Raw genomic sequence first — 18,535 nt, forward strand, 5'->3', positions numbered from 1 at the left:
CGAAAAGGGGGAGCACGATAGCATGCGCGCTACGGTGGTCCCCCCCTCGGTTCATCCTGTTATCGAACGCGTGCGGCGTTGCACGGGCGGCGGGTCAAACAGATCATTCTCATCAAAGGCAATGGTGTACCACGTGCGGTAGCGCTGTTCCCGGCGCAGCGGTTTTTCTTCCGGTGGGTTTCCTTGCAGCATTTTTTTCGCCAGCACGGTGTGCGTAGGTCTGCCTGCGGCGTCGTAGAACTGCTGATCGTGGTAGCCGAATGCGCGGATCGCCTCGTCATTGATGTAGCGGAACAGGTTGGCGAAGTAGGGTCGATAGGTCCTCACGATTTCGTCCTTGTTGTTGCGCTCGACCCGTTCGCTGACCCGCCAGCGTCTTGCCGCCAGCGCTTCTTTTGGTTTGCCGTTTTCAATTTCGAGTTCGCCCTTGTCGTTCACAACCCAGGCCATGCCGGGCTCGACTTCTTGCTTGGTTTGCAGGGGTCGGCCGAAGCCATCCCAGCAGGCGATGGCCACACGGACCTGCATCGCTGAATCACCGGGGTAACGGTCGGCCTGTAAGGTGGCAATGAGTACCGGTTCACGTTGGCTCGGGTCGATGCACTGCAGCAGGTATAGATCGTTCGCGCTAGAGTTTTCGAGGCCTTCGATGTACAACCAGGCGCTGGCGCAAATGTGACCACTAGGCACTATGAAACCTTTGGCGCGCGCCCAAGTCAGCCAGGCAGCGGAAGGAGGTATGTCCTGCGGAACCCGGCACATCCAGGCGAACGGGTCGGAGAACGTGGCCGTGGCGTAGTTGCCGATGGCTATTTTGGGGTCGGCAATGGCGGTAGCGGGGCTGCGGTCCTCTGATGGCGTGTAACCGCTTAGTGGATCGAAACCTACCTCGACGCCTGACTCGGTGCCATGGAAGCTGGTCACCCTTACCGCGCCAAAAGCGTCGTAACGGGCTTCCTGAATGTTCTGATTGGGGTCGATGATGCCAGCGGGGAGAAACGTGCAGTAATCAATATCGAAGATGAGCGTGGTGCAACCGTCCGGCAGCGTGACCGAAGTACTCAGGCACCAGTAGCCGTCATAGGTCACGGTGGTGATGCCATGGCTCTTGGTCTGTTGGAATTTTTCGACGTTATAAAAACCGGTCAAACCATGATAGGTGGGGAAGCTTTTGCGCACTGACCACAGGTAATTCTTGGCATCGGTCGGATCATCGGGTTCGCCTGCGGGGGAGGCCGGCAGGAACAGAGCCATGATGTGATAGCCCACCTCGGGCGATTGAAGTTTTTCCTTGAGGTTGAACGGCATGATGCCGTTTTCGTCCTTGAGCTTGTCGTAGGCGCTCAGGGCCGTGGCGTCCAGTTCGGCGGTTTCCTGGTAATCGGGCAGGGCATTGAAAATGATCTTGTTCTGTTCTGGATCTGGGTCCAGTAGCTCTCCGGTGGCCGGATCCTGATAGCGCTGCAAGGACAAGCCGGTCAACACGGCCTTGGCAGCCCAGGCCCCGTTGTCACCAGACCATTCAAGGAATTTCTGGTAGTTGATGTCGGCAGATCGTAGCTCATCCTTGTTCAGGACCAGCGCGTTGCCGCGTTGACGATAGGGCAGGCCCAGACGCCAGCCAGCAAAATTTTCCAGGTGGTAATACTCGGCCTTGGCCTGGGTCAGGTACCAGCACTGTTGGGCCTCATCATGGGCGTCCAGCCACCATTTGTTTTCGTAGAACTCATCGCTTTCGTCAACGGATTCGTCAACGGCAAAAGGTGGTGTGTCCTGGTCGGTTTTGCGCCGGGCGTAGTGCACGGTAAAGCCGTGGACCAAACTGCCGAACTTGTCCCAATCCAGATTGAGGGTGTGCTGGCATTGCGGGTCGTCGGCGACTTGCGGTTCGTATTGATAGGCGATGCTTTCCAGTGCGAGAAGTTGCAGGACGGCATAGGGATGATGGTTGCCTTTGGGGCGCAGCTCGCGGATCAGAAAACGGTTCTCTTGCACGGTGTAAGGCACGGCTGTTTCGGGATCATCATCGGCGGCGAAAATCTCCGAGCGCAGCACCGTGCCGCTGAGCGCACGGGCCATTTCTCGCGCGAGGCCCTCATCTGGAGTTTTCAAACGACCGGCTGCATCGTTGAGGTGATACTCGTGCAGCAGTGTTTCTTGCAGAGCGACGGCGTTGGCGTCACCGCTGTAGTAATCGTCGTCACGCATATCCACGGCTTTGCCTGTGTGAAACCAGGTCTTGCTGAGGATGGGCGCGGTGAAACCCTGGCTGGTGCGCTCAGCGGCCGAGGCTTCAGTATCCGTTTGCAGCAGCAGGCCAAAGCCGCGGAACTCACGCTCGACGCTGTCGTAAAAACCCTGGCGGTAGGAAAAACCCTGGGTCAATCGGTTGCCGGTGATCTCATCGAGCTGCGTTTGCTGGTTGACCAGGTGCATGGCAAAAGGCAGAAACGACACCGGGTCTTTGCCGGCTGCAATCAGTTCGGCTTTTTCGTCCAGCCATTCCTGAGCTGAACTGCGATAGGTCACGCCGGTGACGGCCCCCATATTGTTGTGAGTCGCGTTGACCAGATAAGGCTTGGCGCTGACAAAATCGTAACGCCAGTGTTCGGGTTTCATATGCGGCACGGTTAGTATCAGGCTTGAACAGCCCAGGCCTTGCAGGTCGGCGATGCTGACCTGGCAGAGACGGTCGTAACGCACACCCTCGGGCCACGGCATGTCGATGGAAGCCTGATCGAAACCGTTGCCGCTGTTGTTCATGAAGACCCGGAAGCCATCCGATTCCAGATAGATCAGGTCGACAGCGCCGGAGCCGTCCAGGTCGGCCAGTTGCACTCGGGAGGCGTCGAATTCTTCATAAAGAAAGGGCAAAGCGCAGAGCACAAAACCTTTGCCGAACTTTCCATGGCCCAGGTTCGGCCAGCATTTGACCTCGTTGTGTCGGATGCGGATCAAGTGTTGTGCACCGCTGCCCAGTGGATCGCTGAAGGCCACGAGTTCATTGCGGGCATTGCTCAGTAACGGCAAGGCGTCGTCATCGTGAGGCACGTCGCTACCAATGGCGAAGCCGATTTCACGCCGGCTGGCATACAGGCGCACGCTGCGCGGGCCGATCAGTGCCAGATCGGTCAGGCCATCGCCGACCAGATCCGCCAATTGCGCCATGGGATGAAAAAACTCCGTGGGGAACGCATCGTATCTCACGAAGTTCGACCAGCTCCGGTCGGGATTGAGGGTGAAAAAACCACAAAGACCGGGTTGGGCGATCACCCAGTCAAGCTTGCCATCACCGGTCAGGTCGCTGAGGGACTGGCGAATCGGTTTACTGCTGTCGGCCACCGGAATGTGAGGCAACCGGTTCCAGTCGCCGTACTGCACGTCGTCGCCTCCGGTTTCAGCGCGGAGGGGCTCGCGGTAATACCAGGCCTTGTCACTGCGAAACAGCACGCCCGGCGTCCCTTCGCCATACAAGTCCACCAACTGATAGTGCTGGCCGTCGTTGAGGCCGGGCATTTGTGGGAATTCGCTCCACCCCGGGCGGCGACTGTCCAGTTTGAACGGGTTGTAGACGAACTCCATCGGTGGTCGACTTTCCATCTGCCCCTGGTTGTCGTAGGCCTGAATGTGGGCGGCGGACAGGTGGTTGTAACCCAAGGCACTTTCGCGGTGTTCCAGCAGCAGGCGTTGGACCAGTACCGGTTCGTCGCCCAACGCATCGATAAACTGATGAAACATCAACACTTGCCGGCACAGGCGCCGCGAGCCCAGTTCGAAACCGTAGGCGTAGTTCCAGAACGGATCTTTGCGCGGCTCGCCCCATTCGCCGTTCTCGATGCCGGCCAGATCGTAGAGCGGCACTTGCGTCAGGTCGGCGCTGCGTTCGCCGTAATCGAACAGCAGATGGAAATGCCATTGCACGTTTTTCCAGCGGTCGGCACTCCAGGAATACAGATCGACAGACGCCAGGGCATTTCCGTACAGGACCCGGCGCAGGTATCGCTGGGCGCGGTAGTCGCGAGGCAGCGGTTCGTCGACTTCGGCCTGGTATTCGTACACCACATGTTCGCCGCGCAGGTTGAGGCTTTCATCAATCAGCCAAACGCCGACATGGGTCTTGTCGTTTGGGTCGGCCCGGCGCGAAGCGTCGGTTTTGCCGTAGCAGTGCAGGCTGCCGTCGGCGCCATGGATCAGCCAGAATCCTGAGGTATTGTCCGCGTCATCAATTTTGGTCCAGTGCTCGATCAAATCGAAAGCACCTTCGACCCGTGGCCAGTAGCGCACGACCCGGTGCTTGCCCAGATTTTTGACGGCGTTGTACTCCGACACTTCTCTGAAGATGACGTTGCCGGCGCCATCCTTCTCAGGCATCCATACATCACCGCCTGGACCAACCACCTGATCGTTGCCGTCGTATTTGGGCACGCCCTTGGTGGTGCGCAGGGTGATCGCGTTGGTGGTCAGCCGCCAACCAATGCCGAACGGGCTATTGCCGACGTCGCTGCTGTAGCTCAAGCCCAGCGGCGGGACCATGTCGCGGTTGGGCGCGTTGCTGATCGGTAGCGGCAACTCCAGCGATGCAGCACCGGTGGTGCCGACGCCGCCCCAACCCTTGCCGATGCTTTGGATCGCACCACCACCCTTTGGAAGGGAAGGTGCGTTGATTTCCAGAGTGCCCTGTTGTTCTGTGGCCATGTGGGTGTCCGCCGTGACAGAGAGTGCAACCAGTGCTTTCAACTTATCAGGCGTGATCGTTGCTGTGACCTGTCAGATCTGACAGGTCGAAGGGAAATGCTTAGAGCAAATCGGTTTGTTTTTTCTTCCCGTTGATTACTTTTCAAAGGCACAAAAAAACCGGCCCGTTGTTTCCAGCGGGCCGGTTTTTCACTGCGCCATGTCAGTGGTTATTGCACTTCCACTGCCAGGCTTTCACTGATCTTTTTCTGCCAGATGGCAGGACCGGTGATGTGTACCGATTCGCCTTTGCTATCAACCGCAACGGTCACCGGCATGTCTTTGACGTCGAACTCGTAGATCGCTTCCATGCCCAGTTCGGCGAACGCTACAACGCGGGATTTCTTGATCGCTTGCGCCACCAGGTACGCCGCGCCGCCCACTGCCATCAGGTAAACGGCTTTGTGGTCCTTGATCGCTTCGATCGCGGTCGGGCCGCGCTCGGATTTGCCGATCATGCCCAGCAGGCCGGTTTGCTCGAGGATCTGACGGGTGAATTTGTCCATCCGCGTAGCGGTGGTCGGGCCCGCCGGGCCAACCACTTCTTCGCGCACCGGATCAACCGGGCCGACGTAGTAGATGAAGCGACCCTTGAGGTCTACCGGCAGGGTTTCGCCCTTGTTCAGCATCTCGACCATGCGCTTGTGCGCGGCGTCGCGACCGGTGAGCATTTTGCCGTTGAGCAGGACGGTTTCGCCCGGCTTCCAGCTCTGTACTTCTTCCGGGGTCAGGGTGTCGAGGTTGACACGGCGAGCCGACGGGCCGGCTTCCCAGACGATTTCCGGGTAGGCGTCCAGCGGCGGCGCTTCCAGCGAGGCCGGGCCGGAGCCGTCGAGCACGAAGTGCGCGTGACGGGTGGCGGCGCAGTTCGGGATCATGCACACCGGCAACGAAGCGGCGTGGGTCGGGTAGTCCATGATCTTCACGTCGAGCACGGTGGTCAGGCCACCGAGGCCCTGGGCGCCGATGCCCAGTTGGTTGACCTTCTCGAACAGCTCCAGGCGCATCTCTTCGATACGGTTGGACGGGCCGCGCTTTTTCAGCTCATGGATGTCGATGGATTCCATCAACACTTCCTTGGCCATCACCGCGGCTTTCTCGGCGGTGCCGCCGATGCCGATGCCGAGCATGCCCGGTGGGCACCAGCCGGCGCCCATGGTTGGCACGGTTTTCAGCACCCAGTCGACGATCGAGTCGGACGGGTTGAGCATGGCCATCTTCGACTTGTTCTCGGAGCCGCCACCCTTGGCCGCCACGTCCACTTCCACGGTGTTACCCGGAACGATGGAGTAGTGGATAACAGCCGGGGTGTTGTCCTTGGTGTTCTTGCGAGCGCCCGCCGGGTCGGCGAGGATCGAAGCACGCAGGACGTTTTCCGGCAGGTTGTAAGCCTGGCGCACGCCTTGGTTGATCATGTCGTCCAGGCTCATGGTGGCGCCATCCCAGCGCACGTCCATGCCCACGCGGACAAACACGGTCACGATGCCGGTGTCCTGGCAGATCGGGCGGTGGCCGGTGGCGCACATGCGCGAGTTGATCAGGATCTGCGCCATCGAATCACGGGCCGCTGGCGATTCTTCGCGCAGGTAGGCTTCGTGCATCGCCTGGATGAAATCCACGGGGTGGTAATAGGAAATGAACTGCAGGGCGTCGGCAACGCTCTGAATCAGGTCGTCTTGCTTGATCACGGTCATGAGTCGCGCTCCTCTAAAAGACGGGAACATTCAATAAGGTGCTTGCAGCTTGGTTGAATCGGTCGGTTGCAAGCACCTTTCAAGGCACGCCGGGCATGCTGGCGCGACGCTAAAAAGGCGCGGCAGTATACCGCGCCTCGGTGCCGTACACACCCGCCGGCAGTCAATCGTTGGTCTTATAAAATACGCACAAATCCTGTAGGAGCTGCCGAAAGCTGCGATCTTTTGACTTTGCTTTTAAAAACAGGATCAAAAAATCGCAGCCTTCGGCAGCGGGTACAGGGCAATTCGGGCAGCCGGAAAATTGAATGGTCATTTATCGGCCGCGCCACTACAGTGACATTCGGTCTGTAGAGTAGGACGCTCTGTCAGTCTCCTTTCATTCGGTGAGTCAACGATTGACCCATAACGCCATCCAGCGACTGTTGCTCAAGCGTTTCGCCCTCGCGGCCGGCACCTATGCCCTGGCATTGCTGCTGCTGTGGCTGGCGTTTTTTACCGGGCACTATCAGGACTCGCTTCCCGGCGTCGCCATTGGCAGCGCCCTGGTGGTGATCAGCCAGGCGACGCTGTTCGCCCTGTTTTATTCCGGCTACAACCTGCGCTTCGCCGACCCCAGCCTGACCGAAGCCCAAGTGCTGTTGGGCCTGGGTTGGCAAACCTGGCTGATTGCGCATCTTGGGGATGCGCGCGGTCTGTTCCTGGTTTTTTACGTGCTGATTCTATTGTTCGGGCTGTTTCATCTTTCTCGTCGCTCAATGCTGCGTTGTGCCTTGCTGGTGTTCTTCAGTTTCAGCGCGATCACGTTGTGGGAGGGCTACCGCTTCCAGCTGCCCGACCCGGCGCTGGCGGCGTTGCAGGTGTGCGTGTTGCTGATCGTGCTGGTCTGGTTGGTGCTGTACGCCGGTTATGTCCAAGCCTCGCGACATCGCATGCGCCAGCGGCGTTTTGCCCTACAGGCGCACCAGGACACACTGCGCGGGATGATGCGCCAGCTCGAAGATTTGGTGGCCACCGACGAGTTGACCGGGTTGTTCAATCGCCGGCATTTCCTGCGTCTGGCCTCCCGCGAGTTGAGCGCCATGGACGCCGGTGTCGTACACGGCCTGGCGTTGATCGATCTCGACCATTTCAAGCGGATCAACGACCTGCACGGCCATGCCGCCGGTGATCAGGTGCTGCAAGCCTTTGCCGGTGTGGCCTCGGCGTGTCTGCGTGATGGGGATGTGCTGGCGCGTTATGGCGGTGAGGAGTTCGTGGTGCTGTTGCCCGATTGCGATGCCGAGAGCCTGACCTCGTGCTGCGAGCGGCTGCGCATCGCCTTCACCGATGTCGAATTGATTGGCCTCAATGTGAGTAACCTCAGCCTGTCCGCCGGCATGACGTTGCTGGAACTCGGCGATGACCTCGACGACGCCTTGCAGCGCGCCGATCAGGCGCTCTATCGGGCCAAGCGTGACGGCCGCAATCGTTGCGCGGCGGCGTGGGAAAACGTCGATGCCTGAGTTACGCGTGGGCGAGCGCCAATGGTCAGTGGCGGCGGGCAGCAATCTGCTTGATGCGCTGAATCAGAACGGCGTGTCGGTGCCTTATAGTTGTCGTGCAGGCAGTTGCCATGCGTGTCTGGTGCAGTGTGTTCAAGGGCTGCCGAGCGACAACCGTCCCGATGCCTTGAGCGCGGAGCAGCGTCAGCAAGGCTGGCGACTGGCGTGTCAGTGCCAGGTCGTCGAGGACTTGCAGGTGCACACCTTCGACCCGCAGCAGGATGGTCGCCCAGCCGAGGTGGCAGCCGTCGATTGGTTGAGCGCCAGCGTGTTGCGCCTGCGCCTGACTCCGCAGCGTCCGTTGCGTTATCGCGCCGGTCAGCACCTGGTGTTGTGGGCGGGCAATGTCGCGCGGCCGTACTCCCTCGCGAGCCTTCCGGAAGACGACCGTTTTCTGGAGTTTCACCTCGATTGTCGCTTGCCAGGGCAATTCAGCGATGCGGCGCGCCAGCTGAAAATCGGCGATCCCATCCGCCTCGGCGAGTTGCGCGGCGGGGCGCTGCATTACGACCCGGACTGGCATGCTCGGCCGCTGTGGCTGATGGCGTCCGGCACCGGCTTGGGGCCGCTGTTTGGCGTGCTGCGCGAAGCTTTGCGTCAGGATCACCAAGGCGCGATCCGCGTCATTCACCTGGCCCATGATGCCGATGAGCATTACCTGGCCAAACCCCTGCAGGCAATGGCCGCCAGCCGCCCGGACCTCAGTATCGAACTATGGACGGCGGCCGAGCTGCCAGCGGCTTTGGCGCAACTGCGGCTTGTTTCCCGGCAAACCCTCGCCTTACTCTGCGGAGCCCCCGACAGTGTCGACGCCTTTGCCCGACGCCTGTACCTGGCGGGATTGCCGCGCAATCAACTGCTGGCCGATGTCTTCCTGCCCCGTGGTTGAGCGCTGACTTTTCAGACGCGAGACCTGTCATGACCGATGCCATCCAAGTTGAACGCGAACGCGGCCTGCTGACCCTGCGCCTGAATCGCCCCGACAAGAAAAATGCCCTGACCCGTGCCATGTACAGCCATTTGGCCGAAGCGCTCAAGCACGCCGATACCGATCCTAAAATCAACGCCGTGCTAATCACCGGTTCCAGCGAATGTTTCACCGCCGGCAACGACATCGCGGACTTTATCCAGCAACCACCGGGCAACCTCGACAGCCCGGTGTTCCAGTTCATGCTCGCGCTGCTTGAATGCCGTAAACCGGTGATCGCCGCCGTGGCTGGCGCAGCGGTGGGTATCGGCACAACGATGTTGCTGCATTGCGATCTGGTCTATGTCAGTCGTGATGCACGGTTACGCATGCCATTCGTCAACCTTGGTTTATGCCCGGAGTTCGGCTCCAGCCTGATCCTGCCGCGATTGCTTGGACAGGCCAAGGCAGCGGAGTTGTTGTTACTTGGCGAAGGTTTTACTGGCGCACAGGCCGCCGCTTGGGGCATTGCCTCCGAAGCGTTGGGCAGTGGCGAAGAGGCCTTGGCCAAGGCACGGGAAATGGCGCTGCGGTTCGAGTCGCTGCCACCGGAGGCGGTGCGAATCAGCAAGCAATTGATGAAGGCACCGGATCGGGCGTTACTGCGCAAGGTGATAGAAGAAGAGGGGGCGTTGTTCACTCAGCGGCTGCGTTCGCCGGAAGCAATGGCGGCGTTGGCTGGGTTTATCAAACGGCATTGAATCCTGAAAAGATCGCAGCCTTCGGCAGCTCCTACACGGATCGCATTGCCATGTAGGAGCTGCCGCAGGCTGCGATCTTTTGATCTTCAAAACACAAAAGCCCCGCCATTCACATGGCAGGGCTTTTGTTTTTCAGCAACCGATCACTCAGACCATCGGATCGCCAACGTGCAGGATTTTCATGCCGTTGGTGCCGCCGGTGGTGTGGTAGCTGTCGCCTTTGGTCAGGATGACCCAGTCGCCTTTCTCAACCACGCCGCGTTTAACCAGTTCGTCGATAGCCTTCTGGCTGACTTCGTTCGGTGCCAGTGAGGCCGGGTCGAACGGGATGGTGTACACGCCACGGAACATCGCCGCGCGAGCCTGGGCTTCGCGGTGCGGGGTGAACGCGTAGATCGGCACCGAGGAGCGGATGCGCGACATGATCAACGGCGTGTAGCCACTTTCGGTCAAGGCGATGATCGCTTTCACGCCCGGGAAGTGATTGGCGGTGTACATGGTCGCCAGCGCGATGCTCTCGTCACAGCGCTGGAACTCCTTGCCGATACGGTGGCTGGAGGTCTTGCTGGTCGGGTGCTTTTCAGCGCCGACGCAGATGCGTGCCATTGCTTGCACGGCTTCCAGCGGGTACAGGCCGGCAGCACTTTCGGCCGAAAGCATCACGGCGTCGGTGTAGTCGAGCACGGCGTTGGCCACGTCGGACACTTCGGCGCGGGTCGGCATCGGGTTCTGGATCATCGACTCCATCATCTGGGTCGCCACGATCACAGCCTTGTTGTGGCGGCGTGCGTGCAGAATGATTTTCTTCTGAATGCCCACCAGCTCGGCGTCGCCGATTTCCACACCGAGGTCACCACGAGCCACCATCACCGCGTCCGAGGCATTGATCAGGCCATCGAGGGTTTCGTCGTCCGCAACGGCTTCGGCGCGTTCGATCTTCGCCACCAGCCAGGCAGTACCGCCGGCTTCGTCGCGCAGTTTACGGGCGTATTCCATGTCGGCCGCATCACGCGGGAAGGATACGGCAAGGTAGTCGACTTCCATTTCGGCGGCGAGCTTGATGTCGGCCTTGTCTTTTTCGGTCAGGGCCGGTGCGGTCAGGCCGCCACCGCGACGGTTGATGCCTTTGTGGTCGGACAGCGGGCCGCCGATGGTCACGGTGCAATGCAATTCGGTGGCGGTGGCGGTATCAACGCGCATCACCACGCGGCCGTCGTCGAGCAGCAGCTCGTCGCCCACGCCACAGTCCTTGACCAGGTCCGGATAGTCGATGCCGACCACTTGCTGGTTGCCTTCGGTCAGCGGATGGCTGGTGGAGAAGGTGAACTTGTCACCGATCTTCAGCTCGATCTTCTTGTTGGCGAATTTGGCGATACGGATTTTCGGGCCTTGCAAGTCACCCAGCAGGGCGACGAAGCGACCGTGCTTGGCAGCGAGGTCACGCACCAGCTTCGCGCGAGCCTTGTGCTCGTCGGGGGTGCCATGGGAGAAGTTCAGGCGGGCGACGTCCAGGCCAGCCAGAATCAGCTGTTCGAGAACTTCCGGCGAGTTACTGGCCGGGCCAAGGGTAGCGACGATTTTGGTACGACGGACGGACATGCAAAGACTCCTGAGTTCAAGCGCTGAGTGAGGCTACTATGCTCCGAAGGTGTAGTCATTGTTCGTATGCACTACTTTTTGCTTTCTTTATTGAACCTGACAACTTTGCGCCGGGCAGCCTGAAGATTTCCGCCTGCAGGTCGATACAGCGTTCAAGACAGGAGATCCCCCATGCGATTCATGCTCATTGCAGCCCTTGCCCTCAGTGCCACGGGCTGCGTTCGTTTTGCGATGAACCATCATTTGAACAATGCCTACAGTGCTTATGACAGGGGCAATTGCGAGCAAGTGATGCTCGAATTGTCCAAGGTCGAGCGTGACAGCCGGGCGCGGCCGTATGTGTGGCCTGAGGTCTCGATGATGCGCGGCCAGTGCCTGGAACGGCAAAAGATGTTTATCGACGCGGCCCAGACTTACCAGTTCATCATCGCCTCGTATCCACAGAGCGAATACGCCTACCGCGCCCGCGCCCGCCTCGAAACCCTGGCAAGCCTGGGTCACTACCCGACTCGCAGTGCCACGGCGGTGCGTCCGACACAGTTCTAATGCTAGTTGTCTTCCAATAGCTGGCCGACCGGCGGCGGTGAGCTATAGTCGAATAAGCCGGTTTTAGAGCCTTGCCTCTAAGCCGGGGCAACACCTGTGATCGGCAGGCGTAAGCGGCAGCGGTTATCGAGGACTGTCGCACCGGGATCGGGGAGAGCGCGCCAATGCCTTTTTCAGTCTCAGCAGGCAGGCCCGTTCCGAAGCATTAGTGCGGCCCTGCTTAAGGGCCTTGCGTAGTGAATTCAGCATGTTCACCGACCGCCGGATCGAGCGGCATCAACTGCCGTATTTCCTGAAAGTGTTCAACAGCATCACCGACAAACCCATCGGCTTTCTGGGCAACGTCTCCGAAGATGGGCTGATGCTCATCAGTCAGCTGCCGATGATGATCGGCGCCGACTTCGACCTGCGCCTGAAAATCCCCGCCAGCGACGGCATCCTGCAGGTCATCGACCTGCGGGCGTGTTGCCTGTGGTGCCACGAAGATGCAACGCCTCAACACTATGACGCCGGGTTCAGCCTGCAACGGGCACCCGCGGAATATGGGCAATTGGTTGAGGCGTTGAAGCAGTACTTCAGTTTTCAGACGTTGTCGGCATCTGTCTGACAAGCAAAAAATCGCAGCCTGCGGCAGCTCCTGCACGATCGACGTCCAGTCAATGCAGGCGCTGCCGCAGGCTGCGATCTTGATGTGACGTAGTCCTCCGCCGCTATCTCGTTATCCCGCGTGCACAGACGAACGGTACCTATTTTATGGTCAGTTGTACCGCTACCTGTAATTTCTGACAGTAGCCAAACTTTTCGTGAAGCGCTAAACCGATGCTGCAGCCTCCCTACGCTATTTGCCCGGACCGCTGCAGCCAATCCAATAAGGAGCGTTTCAATGAAGACGACTGAAAACTCACCTGTCTTAACCACAAGTGCCCGCGATGCAGAGTTCCCGATTTCACCGTGGCCACCGGACTCGCCTCGTGGGGGTGAATTTTATTCGTCGCCAGTTCCGGTCAGTGGGCGTGGCGCTTATAACGGTGCAGCGGGGATGGAGCTTTTTTTCAATCCCTGGGGGCCACAAACGGTGGTGCTAACTCCTAATTACAACTACTCGACGTCGCAAGCATTGGAGGGTGGACCTAATGCGCTTCATTATAAATTCACGTATTCCAGCGGGGGCGGAGGTCAAACTCCGACGTACGACACTGGCTGGTTCTATGTATTAACTCCGCCCGAGTAAGCCTGCGACATCGAGTGAACACCGTAATGCTTGCCTGCATCAGAGGTCAGCACCTATTCCCTCTCGTCCTTCGACGAGAGTCCTGACCTCATCCATCTAGCCTTGGTAGATATCAAGGCCCAACGTCTGCGCGCTTATCTCATGCCTGGAACCCGACAAGTTCCGCTTCGTCAACGCCCCGGTCCCTGGTTTGAGATAAATGCCACAACCCTACCGTTCGTCTGAGCTGTCAGTTATGACAGGTAGTTGCCCGCGGCCCTTCAGCGTAAAAAAACACCACAGGGCAATGGCCGATCACTCTCCCTTGCGTGTCGCGATGGGCGCCACGTCCGGGGTTGCAGGAGACCTACGATGAGCAACGAATTCACCCCGCCTCTCAAACAGCTTCTGGATCTGATACCGGGTACAGCTGAGCCCGCCATTCAACGCAGCTATGAGGAGTTTGTTGCCGATGGCGGTTCGGTGTTCGAATTGCTCAAGCGAGGGCGGCAAAATGTGGTGGAGACATTCGGGCTGCACAGCCGCGATGCACAGGCGCTGCTCGACAGGGCAGCAAGCCTGGCGGTCTTCACCGCTCGCGAGTTTCGTGAGCAGCGTCTGGTGAATCATGCGCCGCTCAACCCGTTGCATCGCACCGGAATCCGGTCGCGGATAGATACGCCGACTTTCGACGATTTGTTCAATCCCGATTGGGAGGGTTTCAGCCCCTCACAAAGCCCCGATTCCAGCATCTCGCCCGCCGCTTATTTTGTAAGGCTGGTGATAATGGCGCGGGATCTTGAACGCCGCGCGGCAGGCGGAGTCGGGCGTATCACCCTCGATGATCGGCGGCCGGATCTTGCCCAACTGGTTATCGACTCAGTGAGCATGTTCCAGATCAAACCAACGGTAACCTTGGTCAATGAAGTGCTGGAAAGCATCATCGAATCGTTCATCGACGATAACCCTGTCCCCGCGAATGCAGACGATAAAGTGGTCGATGACCGTTTGCTGGAAACGCGTTTTCCATTTCGCAGCATGCCGTTCGAATGGTATGCCGAGCAATGGAAGCAAGTGTTGACGCAGAACAAGCTTTCACTGGGGGAAGTGGTGCGGGTCATTGACCTGACGGCACCTTACTTCAAGCAGTCAGGAATACATGGAAACTATTCGGATATCGCGCTTCGTCAATCCTGCAACATCGGGCCGCAAGGGCAACGGATGTTGCTGGAAATCTTTTTATCCCCCGACAGCCCTGCTCCGGAAATAGCTGCGTTCTACAAACGCAACTTTGGTTCAACCTTTGAAGACCTGAAGGACTCGGTGCATTTCTGTGCCCAGACCTCGATCGATGCCGAAACGCTCACGTCGTTTCTGTCGATCGAAGACTGTTTGCCGAGCCTTTCAAGTAATGTCGCCAGCGGCCTGATACCCGTGGCGTCACCCAAAGTGTTTGGCTCGGTGTTCATCAACGACGGTACGACTGCTGCGATGGACCTGAGCGTACGGACCAGCGGGACACGACAGTTTTTAAACAGCACCAGCAATCGTTTTGAACGCATGAACCGTATGTTGCGCTTGAACCGTTGGTTGCAATTGCCTCCCGAGCAAACCGATCGCTTGGTCATGGCAGCCATCCGCGCCGAGTTACGGGCCGACCTTGTTGATACGCAAAACCCGGCGGATACGCCGAAGCTGATCACCAACAACACGCTGCGAGCCATCGGTCTGTTCCAGGAGTTTCGCCTGCGGTTCAAATGCTCTGCCGAGCAGTTCGCTGCACTGATTGATGAAATCTCGCCTTATGGTCGGGGGGAGGAGCCCTCACAGTTCGACCGGATCTTCAACGCCCAGGCAATGTTCGATACGCCTTTACAACTGGATAACTCCTCCTTCGCCATCGACCCGCAGACCCGTGCCGACAAACGCACGGTCGACCAGATTTGCAGCAGCCTGGGAATCAATCAGGAAGCCTGGCGTTATCTGGCGCGGTTCGTGGCCAAGAGTCATAACCTGACGGACGAATTGCGATGCAGCCTGCCGGTGCTTTCGTCCTTGTATCGCCATGTATTGCTGGCAGCTTTTCTCCGTATCAGCGCCATTGAATTGGGCGCATTGCTGGAGGCTTTGAGTGACAAGGGCGGCAGTGAACTGTTGCAGCGGGTGCTGGGCGAATCGCGTTTGCGGGTCAGCGGTGCCAGCAGTAATGGCGATGTATTGAGCGTGATGCACGCCGTGCAATCCTGCGTTCAATGGTGTCAGGAAAATGAGTTGAGCGTGTCCTGGCTAGTGCAACATGTTGCCCCGGTTATTGCTCCGCCATTGGCGACTGAAGCGGACACCACACTGCTGCAGGAGCTGTACAAGCGGCTGCATCCAGTACGGTTCTCTGAACAGGCACTGCGGGCGGCGGGTGTGCCAGCCAGCGGCAGTCTCAACTATGAAGGGTGGCTGGAGCTGCTTGAAGAGGTCGTCGACCAGGATGGCCTGGTGGTGAGTCTCACGGGCGATGCGGACGACTACGAGCGACTGGCGCGTGGCGAAATCGAAGCGGCGGTCACCATGGCGCAAGTTCCGCCAGAGGATATCGAGCGGGTTTGTGAGGTGATTCTGGCCCTGCTGCTGCAAGCTCGGGACGCGCAGAGTGCGGTGGTGCAGGAAAGCTTGTCGGTATACCTGAGCCTTTCCCAGGATCTGGTGCTGCCGTTGCTCAAATGGGTCAACAAGGGCGGTGTTTACCTGTTGCTTCTGGAGACCACGCGGGCGCTGGAAGCGGTGACTTCCGGTTCCGATAAAGTGAACGTTGGCGACGATGTGCTGAACCTGTTGGCCCATCTGGTACGGCGCGCAGACGTTGTGCAAAAACTGGGGCTCAGTTCGGCGATGCTCGTCGCCCTGACCACTCGCCAGAACTGGCAATGGCTTGGCCTCCGGCACCCCGAAGAGCTTTCCCTCAGTTCTTTGTATTACTTGACGTTGTTCCAGCGAATGGTGAGCTACACCGGTCAGCCGGCTGAAAAACTGCTGCACTATCTTGAGCTGGTTAACGCCTTGCCCACCTACCTGTCGCCCGAAGACCTTCGTCTGATTCGTGATTCCGCCGCAAGCAAACTCGCAGAAGTGGTGAAGTGGGGTGTGAGAGAGGTGCTGGAATGCATTCTCTATCTCAGCCCATCGATGCCGGTTGTACGTGATCTGGTGACCCTTGACACCGTGATTCGCATTCGGGGGCTGGCCACGCGTAGCGGGCTGGATGCCAAGGCCATTATCGGTTTGGGCGCGCTGACCCCGGACAGCGACAAGGCAGCCTGCCGCAGCGCGGCAGAGCATGTGGTGGAATGCCTGTCCGAATCGGCCGTGCAGGGCCTGTCGCAGACATTCGGTGAAGTCGGCCAAAGCGTGACGCACGACATCAGGTGCATCAACGACACCTTGATCGCCAATGTGAGTGGTCAAGTTGCAATGATCGAGTTGACGCTGCGAGATCTCACCAATCAGGTGTTGCCGAACATCACCGTGACCTGGAGCAGTGACCGTCCAGGACTGATGGATTCGGTTTCCATCACTGATCATGAGGGCCGAGCGGTGATCCGCTTCAAACCGGAGATAGGAACCTGGATGGGGGCCGTGCAAGTGAAGGGCACTTATGGTCTGGCGCAAACGGTGTATGCGCCGAAAATCCTGATTGATAGCGACGAGTTCTCCCTGGGCTTCAGCCTTGACAGTACCGAAGATCCTGGAAGAGACGACACGTTCCTGGCTGGAGGACAGGCGTTTTTCCCCGTGTATGTGAAGCTTGTCGATAGTCATAAGAATCCGGGGCGCGGCCGTACCGTGACGTTCGCCGGGCAGAATGTCGTGGCCGATCCACTGGTGGTGATGACCGACGATCAAGGCATTGCCCGAACCAAAGTCAGAAGTATGGAACCGGTGACGAGCGCGAGTCTGGTTGCGAGTTACAGCACCAAGGATTCCTTGATCATTAACAACATCACCTTTGTCGACAAGCCGTTCATCAAACTGCTGGAGGCCACCTCGATGGCGCTCGCCGGGGAGCCGCTGGTACTGAGTTGTCACGTGATCGGTCTGGGGAAACAACCCTCGCCTGGTGTGAAAGTCGAGTTCCTCAACGGAGAGACGGAGCTCGGTGATAGCACCACATTGGCCGACGGCATTGCGCAATTTACCGTGGCCGCACCGGTCGCCGGAGACCAGACGTTCAGCGCCAGGGTCGAAATGGGCGAGCGGCAGCTTGATATTTACGTGGCGAAAACGGCAGTGATTCATGGCGAGTCTACTGACTACCTGTACCCGGTAGCGGGCTCGGGTACGCCGACTTTATTGTGGGTCGCCGTGCGAGAGGAAGCGAACAATCAGTCCAGGCTGATTGCCAATAGCCCTATCGAATGGACGGTGCAAAAGACGGGTGGCAGTGCCCCGACACCGGTCATCATTTCCACAGATGCATTGGGGCGTTCGACCTTTCCATTCGAGGCCGCTGAGGTGGGGGATTATGTGGTGACCGCCACGCTCAAGGGCATCACGGGACAACCGCGAGTGTTCAATCTCAAAGTTGTTCCGGCCATTGAGTGGACCTACAGGTTGACTGACACGACAACCAATGCCTTTAGCACCGAGGTGGATTTGAAATTCATCCGCGGGCATCAATACACGCTGGCGATTGACTTGCCGGTTTCGGTCGACCTCAAGGATGCCCGGGCAATGTTGGCCTGGAGCAGTGAGTTTTCGGCGAAGGGCCTGGGGATGATCTTCAGTCCGCCCACCGGGGCTTACGTCATGATCGCTGATCAAAGGACGCTTACCTGGGCCATCGATTGCAAGGATCTGCGTAACGGCGCGTTCGACCTGACCTTCTATTGCAATCGACTCGATCAGCGACTGGTGTTGTCAGGTGAGCTGAATGCGCCGCCACCGGTGCTCTCGTATCCCGTCAGCGGCAACGTGGAAGTTCAGCCGTTGCTCAATGGCACCGGCAGTCCGTCAGCGCAGATTTATGTGTTTGAAGGTCAGGAAGGTCCGCTGCTGGCGCGTACCAGTGTGAGCGATGACGGAAGGTGGTCGGTGCGGATTCCTGAACCGATGTCGATGGGGCCGCATGTGCTTTCGGTCAAGCAGCGGCATATCGATGCGACTGAAGCGTGGGCGGCGGATGTGCGGGTAACGGTGACGGATTTTGTTGCCAAAGGAGTCATCGTGAGCCCGGCTCTTAACCCGAGCGGCCACATCAAAGTTAGAAAAGAGTCCTGGGTCGAGGGGATCGGGTTGCCTGGTGTTGAGATCCGAATCATAAAGCAATCGGGGTCTTCTACTGTTTATGCCCAGGGGGTAGTCGGAAAAGACGGTCGCTGGCGTATTCAGTTCAAACCGACGCTTACTGCAGGGCAGCACACGTTAAATGCTGGTTTCTTTGTAGGCGGTGCTTTGAAGTCCGAATGGTTTTTTGTTCCTCCTTACTATCGGGTAGAGGTGGTCGATAGTAATTAAACGACCTTTGTTTAATGTTTTAAATTCAGTGGCAA

Annotated in this window: 10 protein-coding genes; 7 read left to right on the plus strand and 3 right to left on the minus strand. The window is 58.7% G+C overall.

The genetic code is table 11. The annotated features are described in order from the left end of the window. Window positions 1–51: 51 nt before the first annotated feature. Complete coding sequence (locus KUF73_RS19970) at window positions 52–4,695, minus strand: SpvB/TcaC N-terminal domain-containing protein (RefSeq protein WP_218439769.1); 4,644 nt, start codon at window positions 4,693–4,695, stop codon at window positions 52–54. A 209-nt stretch (window positions 4,696–4,904) separates the two neighbouring features. After that, window positions 4,905–6,428 (minus strand): fumarate hydratase, encoded by a 1,524-nt coding sequence (locus tag KUF73_RS19975; RefSeq protein WP_162439642.1) that lies wholly within the window; start codon window positions 6,426–6,428, stop codon window positions 4,905–4,907. A 398-nt stretch (window positions 6,429–6,826) separates the two neighbouring features. Here KUF73_RS19975 and KUF73_RS19980 point away from each other — a divergent pair, with 398 nt between their 5' ends. Genes KUF73_RS19980 through KUF73_RS19990 form a run of 3 tightly spaced genes read left to right on the plus strand, consistent with a single transcriptional unit; the run spans window position 6,827 to window position 9,640 of the window. Further along, the gene (locus tag KUF73_RS19980; protein ID WP_218439770.1) at window positions 6,827–7,933 is read left to right on the plus strand and encodes a diguanylate cyclase; all 1,107 of its coding nucleotides are present in this window, start codon (window positions 6,827–6,829) and stop codon (window positions 7,931–7,933) included. Then, window positions 7,926–8,861: an iron-sulfur-binding ferredoxin reductase gene (locus KUF73_RS19985; RefSeq protein WP_218439771.1), complete on the plus strand. Its 936-nt coding sequence runs from the start codon at window positions 7,926–7,928 to the stop codon at window positions 8,859–8,861. Before KUF73_RS19980 ends, KUF73_RS19985 begins: the two co-directional genes overlap by 8 nt. A gap of 29 nt (window positions 8,862–8,890) precedes the next feature. Next, window positions 8,891–9,640, plus strand: coding sequence for an enoyl-CoA hydratase-related protein (locus tag KUF73_RS19990; RefSeq protein ID WP_218439772.1), 750 nt, complete (start codon window positions 8,891–8,893; stop codon window positions 9,638–9,640). Window positions 9,641–9,787: 147 nt separating this feature from the next. Here the strand turns inward: KUF73_RS19990 and pyk are convergent, their stop codons facing one another. Then, window positions 9,788–11,239, minus strand: coding sequence for a pyruvate kinase (gene pyk, locus KUF73_RS19995; RefSeq protein ID WP_218439773.1), 1,452 nt, complete (start codon window positions 11,237–11,239; stop codon window positions 9,788–9,790). A gap of 171 nt (window positions 11,240–11,410) precedes the next feature. Here pyk and KUF73_RS20000 point away from each other — a divergent pair, with 171 nt between their 5' ends. From KUF73_RS20000 to KUF73_RS20015, 4 genes are all read left to right on the plus strand, one after another. After that, complete coding sequence (locus KUF73_RS20000) at window positions 11,411–11,785, plus strand: tol-pal system YbgF family protein (RefSeq protein ID WP_218439774.1); 375 nt, start codon at window positions 11,411–11,413, stop codon at window positions 11,783–11,785. A gap of 247 nt (window positions 11,786–12,032) precedes the next feature. Next, window positions 12,033–12,392: a PilZ domain-containing protein gene (locus KUF73_RS20005; RefSeq protein ID WP_218439775.1), complete on the plus strand. Its 360-nt coding sequence runs from the start codon at window positions 12,033–12,035 to the stop codon at window positions 12,390–12,392. Window positions 12,393–12,668: 276 nt separating this feature from the next. Then, window positions 12,669–13,016 carry a hypothetical protein gene (locus KUF73_RS20010; protein WP_218439776.1) on the plus strand — a complete coding sequence of 116 codons (348 nt, stop codon included), beginning with the start codon at window positions 12,669–12,671 and terminating at the stop codon, window positions 13,014–13,016. A gap of 351 nt (window positions 13,017–13,367) precedes the next feature. Beyond that, window positions 13,368–18,500, plus strand: a complete 5,133-nt coding sequence (locus KUF73_RS20015) for a Tc toxin subunit A (RefSeq protein ID WP_218439777.1) — start codon at window positions 13,368–13,370, stop codon at window positions 18,498–18,500. The last annotated feature ends 35 nt before the right edge of the window (window positions 18,501–18,535 follow it).

Source organism: Pseudomonas sp. PD9R, from assembly GCF_019200975.1.
Lineage (GTDB): Bacteria > Pseudomonadota > Gammaproteobacteria > Pseudomonadales > Pseudomonadaceae > Aquipseudomonas.

Coding starts and splice junctions, on each gene's coding strand:
- KUF73_RS19970 (WP_218439769.1), bottom strand. CDS start 4,695: ATGGCCACAGAACAACAGGGCACTCTGGAAATCAACGCACCTTCCCTT.
- KUF73_RS20000 (WP_218439774.1), top strand. CDS start 11,411: ATGCGATTCATGCTCATTGCAGCCCTTGCCCTCAGTGCCACGGGCTGC.
- KUF73_RS20005 (WP_218439775.1), top strand. CDS start 12,033: ATGTTCACCGACCGCCGGATCGAGCGGCATCAACTGCCGTATTTCCTG.
- KUF73_RS19975 (WP_162439642.1), bottom strand. CDS start 6,428: ATGACCGTGATCAAGCAAGACGACCTGATTCAGAGCGTTGCCGACGCC.
- KUF73_RS20015 (WP_218439777.1), top strand. CDS start 13,368: ATGAGCAACGAATTCACCCCGCCTCTCAAACAGCTTCTGGATCTGATA.
- KUF73_RS19990 (WP_218439772.1), top strand. CDS start 8,891: ATGACCGATGCCATCCAAGTTGAACGCGAACGCGGCCTGCTGACCCTG.
- pyk (WP_218439773.1), bottom strand. CDS start 11,239: ATGTCCGTCCGTCGTACCAAAATCGTCGCTACCCTTGGCCCGGCCAGT.
- KUF73_RS19985 (WP_218439771.1), top strand. CDS start 7,926: ATGCCTGAGTTACGCGTGGGCGAGCGCCAATGGTCAGTGGCGGCGGGC.
- KUF73_RS20010 (WP_218439776.1), top strand. CDS start 12,669: ATGAAGACGACTGAAAACTCACCTGTCTTAACCACAAGTGCCCGCGAT.